Here is a 5,610-nt window from a genome sequence, read left to right on the forward strand (position 1 = left end):
GCGCAAGCGAAACAAAAAATACAGAGCAACAAAAGGAAAATTCTTGTCATATAGGATAAACGAAAAAAAGTATGTTTTCTTGTAGTGTGTATAATATTTTAAGTAGGAACTCATTTTCGGTTAAAAATAAAAAATCAAGATGAGTTCTATTTAATAATAGTTTGATGTGATAATTTAAGAATGAATTAAAAATTACCATTCACTAAGATTTTCCAACCATTCACTAAATGAAAGCCTTTTTGTGTGCTCATAATGAACAGTTTTGTCTTCGTAATCTAATAACAAATTATAATGAAGACAAAATTACTTATTGCATGCCTTTTTGTGTTTTCTTTCGTGTCTGCACAAATACCTACCGATGAAACAATGCGTTACCTTTTTACAAACGGAAGTATTGTTAATGAAGCCAATCCTGGAATAGGAGATTTAACTCAATCGGGAAGTGGCGTCACACAAGAAGCAGATAGAGATGCTTTGGCAAATAACGCCATGAAACTTAATGGAGTTCAATATAATGGTGGACAAACACCAGCTTCAAACCTAACAGATTTTGCACTCAGTTTCTGGATAAAGTCACCAAATGTTGCAGGAGCTAATAGAGCCCTTGTGCAAATGTACGGCGCTGGTGGACGTGGTTTTCGTTTGACACAAAGTACGGATGGAAATTCAGGATTATTAAAGTTTGTGGCTAGAGGAGAAAATACAACCAACGGTTTTAATGTTGATATAAATACACAAGAACTTGTAAATCATTATTTTGATGGTGGTTGGCATCATGTTTTAATTACTGGCGAACTTAATGTAACAAATAACAATTTGGGAATTAATTTTTATCTCGATGGAGAATTACTTACATCAATGTCAGGTACTATGATTGCTTCCGGAACAGTTCCTGCATTTTTTAATGGTGCAACTCTGGTGATTGCGCCAACAACTACAAAATATCTCAACTACATTGATGATGTTCGTTTTTATGAAAGATCATTAACTACGGGTGAAATTGACGCGCTTGCAACCGAATACACAGAAAAAAGAACATATGTAAATGTAAATGCCACAGGCGCAAATGACGGAACAACTTGGGCAAACGCTTACACAGATGTATCAACAGCATTGGACAACTTTACTTTTGGAGATATTTGGGTTGCGCAAGGAATCTATATTCCAGGAACTTCACGAAATGATTCTTTTAAAATTCCAAGTGGAGCAAAAATTTATGGAGGTTTCCAGGGAACTGAAACAGATTTATCTGATAGAGATATTGATTTGTATCCAACAATTTTTTCAGGTGATGTAAATCAAGATGATACAGGTGTTGATTTTTCAGGATTTAACAGAACCGAAAATGTATATCATGTAGTAGAAGTTTTAGGAAATAAAGTACGTTTGGATGGACTTACTATAACTTCAGGACAAGCAGATGCAAGTACAGGTGAAAATGCTGTTGGCGGCGGAATATTTGTAGACAGAGAAGTTACAGAGCTATATGTCGATAAATGTATTGTTCAAAAAAATGCAGCTGTTAATGGTGGAGCTGGCGTTATGAATTTGAACATGATGACGTTGAATAGTCTTATGGAATTTACAAACACACGTTTTCAAGAAAATGTATCACGTCATGGATCATCTATTTATGCAAGAGCAAATTATACAAAATGGGTTCGGTTGAATATTATCAATTGCATATTTGATGGCGATCAAGTAAAGGATAATGGTTCAAGCCTAGGGTTGGCAGGTGTTGTTTGGCTGCGATCAATTACGTATGGCGCACGATTTAATACAAAAGTGATCAATTCTACCTTTGCAAATAATCAATTAACAGCAACAGGAGCGATTACGGAGAGAGCTGTTTTAGGAGTTAGTAAATACCGAGGAATTGATATGCGAATCGAAGTTTCAAACAGTATATTCTACAATAATACATCCAATACAAGTACTGCGCCACTTTCTTTAGGAAGAATAAACTCAGATCCTGTACCAAATATTAGGAAAGTATACAATTCTATAGGAGAAGATAATTTTTCAAACATAGCCGCGACAGATAAAGTAGCTGTTTCTGATAGTGATCCATTATTTACAGATGCTACAAATAGCGATTTTACAATTCAGATGGGTTCACCAGCAATTGATAGTGGAGATAATACAAAAGTGCCTGTCGAAATTACAGAAGACTTTTTAGGAAATCAACGTATTTTCAATTCAGATGTCGATATGGGTGTTTATGAATTTGGCTCTTCAACATTAGGTGTGCAAGAAGTATACAAATTGGTCTCATTTGTTATCTATCCAAATCCTGTAAAAAATCAATTGAATATACATATAGAAGGAGAAATCAAAAATATTGAAGTTTATAATTATACGGGACAAAAAGTAATTCAGACTACTAAAGGTCAAATTGACACCAGTAATTTAGCCAGTGGAATGTATATTTTAAAGCTTTATAAAGAAAATGGAGAAGTTGGTGTAAAACGTTTCTTAAAACAATAGTGCATATTTTAGATGCTATTAAAAGCCAAACTATTATCGGTAGTTTGGCTTTCCATGACTTTCTTGATGAAAGTTCTATTTTTCACAAAAGAAAAGATATATTTAACAAAATTTAGCCAACAATCAATCCGATTATGAGAACATTTTTTCTTTCCCTTTTCTGCTTTTTAAGTGTACAATTGCTTTTTTCGCAGCAACAAGAAATTACAATAGATAGTTTACAAAAACTTGCAACAAAGCATATGTGTAGCTCTATCAGTACATCAGATTCCATTGCGAATATTCTCTTAAAAAAAGCCGAACTTCAAAAAGAGATAGACATAAAAGCGTATGCAAATAATGTACTAGGACGAAACTTAATCTGTCAAGGAAAAACAGATGCGGCAATTCCATTCTTTATAGAATCGTGTAGTATTTATAATGTAACTAAAAATAGGCGAGCGTATGCAGCGCCACTGAGTAATCTTGCCACAGCATATCGATTAAAAGCGGATTTCAAGAATGCAAAAATTCACTCGGCGGAATTTTTGGCAATAGGCAAAGAATTGGAAAATGATACAATTATTGCAGAAGCATATACAGTATACAGTGGTATTTATGCGACTCAAATGCTAGCAGATTCTACTGTAATTTATGGAGAAAAAGCGCTTGAAATCTCCAAAAAACTCAAACTAGACGATCTTACTTGGAAAATTATAGTGACTTTAGGCGGTGCTTTTTTTAATGATGAAAACTTTGAACCTGCATTGAGTTACTTTCAAGATGTCATACCATTACTGGAAAAGAAAAACGATATCAGAAATTTAGCATTAGTATACAATAATATAGGTAGTAGTTATTCTGCTTTAAGGAATTCTGAAAAATCAATTGCTGCACATAAAAAAAGTATCGAATATGCAATAAAATCCAATTACAAATATGTAGAATTGGTCAACTATTCTGGTTTAGGACATGTATATTCGGATATAGATGATTATGAAACTTCGAACATAAATTATTTAAAAACATTAGAATTATTAAAAGAAGTAAACATTCCTAACATTAAAGCTGATGTACTTTCCAACTTAACGAATAACTATTATAAACAAGGAAACTATTCAAAAGCAATTAAGCAAGGTGAAGAAGCAATAACATATACTAAGGAGAATTCTTTTGAAAAGAAAGAAAAGGAAACCTATAACTATATGTATCAAATACATGAAGAACTTGGGAATTCTGCGAAAGCACTTGAATACTTGAAGCTTTTCAACACATTAAAAGAAAAACTTGCTGAAAATGAAGAAGCACAAGTTGTCAAAGATTTGGAAGCCAAATATAAAGTTGATCAATTAAAAAAAGATAGAGAATTACTAGAAAGCGAACTAGAAATTAGCAACCTAACAAGTCAGCGAAACTCTTACTTATTCATATTTTCTATGATTGCTTTGGTGTTATTAATCATAACAACACTTTTGTATTACAGTAGAATGAAAGTGAAAAAGAAAGAAGAATTATTAGCATTAGAATTACAAGAAACGCAAAAACGATTAACGCTTGAAAAACAGTATCGAAAATCTGAAATAAAAACATTGCGTAGCCAAATGAATCCGCATTTTATCTTCAATGCGTTGAATTCGATTCAAGATTATATCATTCAAAATGAACAAAAATTAGCCAGAACATATTTAGTCAAATTTTCACGATTAATTCGAATGTACTTAGAACACAGTCAGCAAGATAGTGTAAGCTTAACCGAAGAATTAACAGCGCTCGAATTGTACTTAGAACTCGAAAAAGCACGCTTTGAAGATTCCTTTACCTATGAAATTGAAGCGGAAAGCATTACGAATACGGAAACAGTTCTATTGCCATCATTTTTGGTGCAACCTTATGTTGAAAATGCAATCAAACATGGTTTATTACACAGAAAAAAAGACAAAAAACTACACATTTCATTTGAGCTTGACAAAACAGAAAATCTATTATTATGTACCATAAAAGACAATGGAATTGGGCGAGAAGCTTCTGCAGAAATCAACAGTAGAAAACTATTCAAACCAAAATCATTTTCTAGTGAAGCCAATGACAAACGAATTGAATTGCTCAACACAACAAGAAATCATCCAATAGCATTACAAATAGACGACGTATTAAATAATGAAAATGAAGTTGAAGGAACTATTGTATCTCTCAAAATTCCACTAACAGATTGATTTTTACAAACAAACGACACACATATGAAAGCAATATTGATTGATGATGAAAAGAAAGCAAGAAACGTATTGCGAACGTTATTAGCGGAAGAATGTCCTGAAATTACTGAAATTCAAGAAGCTGCTGATTTAATCTCAGGTGTAGAAATCATCAAAAAAGATAAGCCAGATATTGTATTTCTAGACATTGAAATGCCTGAATATTCAGGATTAGAGATATTGCATTTCTTCAAAAAAGAAAGCATTACATTTCAAATTATTTTTACAACTGCGTATAACAAATATGCAATTGAAGCTTTTAAAATTGAAGCCATTGATTACTTATTAAAACCAATTGATGACGAAGAATTAAAAAATGCCGTTTCGAAAGCGAAAACTGCAATTAAAAAGAATAACATTGTTGGGAAATTGAATGGGATTGAAAAAATTTTCAATCAAATATCATTAAACAAAATTGCGCTTGAAGTTCCAAAAGGAATCATGTTTGTTGCCTATGACGATATTATATACTTTGAAGCAGATGGCGTTTACACAAAAGTATATTTAAAAAATAGCAAACCGCGACTTATTAGTAAAACACTCAAGTATTTTGCGGAGCAATTAGAAGATAAGCCAATCTTTTATAGAACCCATCGTTCGTATTTAATCAATCTTAAATTCATGAGTGAAGTTGTAAAAAAAGATGGTTTGCATGTTGTTTTAGAAAACAATAAAACCATTCCGATAGCCAGAGATAAAAAAGAAGAATTTCTACAACTGATTAGTAATTTCTTCTAAAGTGAAAATTTTAAGCATCTAATACTTATTTAGAATTCGATGTTCCTTATTGAATAAACGCATGCTTTTTATCATAATTCACCAACAAGGAAACCACGTAGCTATAACTTTGAATTCCTTTCGATTGATTGTTCGCTTTTAAGAACTGATCAAA

At 32.2% G+C, this 5,610-nt stretch carries 4 protein-coding genes; 3 read left to right on the forward strand and 1 reads right to left on the reverse strand.

Annotation, left to right across the window (positions count from 1 at the left end; all coding sequences use genetic code 11):
* Window positions 1-291 precede the first annotated feature (291 nt).
* The 3 genes from AB8B65_RS05240 (at window position 292) to AB8B65_RS05250 (ending at window position 5,456) form a co-directional block, all read left to right on the forward strand.
* Complete coding sequence (locus AB8B65_RS05240) at window positions 292-2,487, forward strand: T9SS type A sorting domain-containing protein (RefSeq protein ID WP_405299806.1); 2,196 nt, start codon at window positions 292-294, stop codon at window positions 2,485-2,487.
* A gap of 134 nt (window positions 2,488-2,621) precedes the next feature.
* Window positions 2,622-4,679 carry a histidine kinase gene (locus AB8B65_RS05245; RefSeq protein WP_405299807.1) on the forward strand — a complete coding sequence of 686 codons (2,058 nt, stop codon included), beginning with the start codon at window positions 2,622-2,624 and terminating at the stop codon, window positions 4,677-4,679.
* A 24-nt stretch (window positions 4,680-4,703) separates the two neighbouring features.
* Window positions 4,704-5,456 carry a LytR/AlgR family response regulator transcription factor gene (locus tag AB8B65_RS05250; RefSeq protein WP_405299808.1) on the forward strand — a complete coding sequence of 251 codons (753 nt, stop codon included), beginning with the start codon at window positions 4,704-4,706 and terminating at the stop codon, window positions 5,454-5,456.
* Between the two features lie 46 nt (window positions 5,457-5,502).
* On the opposite strand, the gene AB8B65_RS05255 is transcribed toward AB8B65_RS05250, so the two are convergent.
* Window positions 5,503-5,610, reverse strand: a 108-nt coding sequence (locus tag AB8B65_RS05255) for a DUF3810 family protein (protein WP_405299809.1), incomplete at its 5' end; no start/stop codon positions are given.

It is taken from the genome of Kordia sp. (assembly GCF_045105435.1).
Lineage (GTDB): Bacteria > Bacteroidota > Bacteroidia > Flavobacteriales > Flavobacteriaceae > Kordia.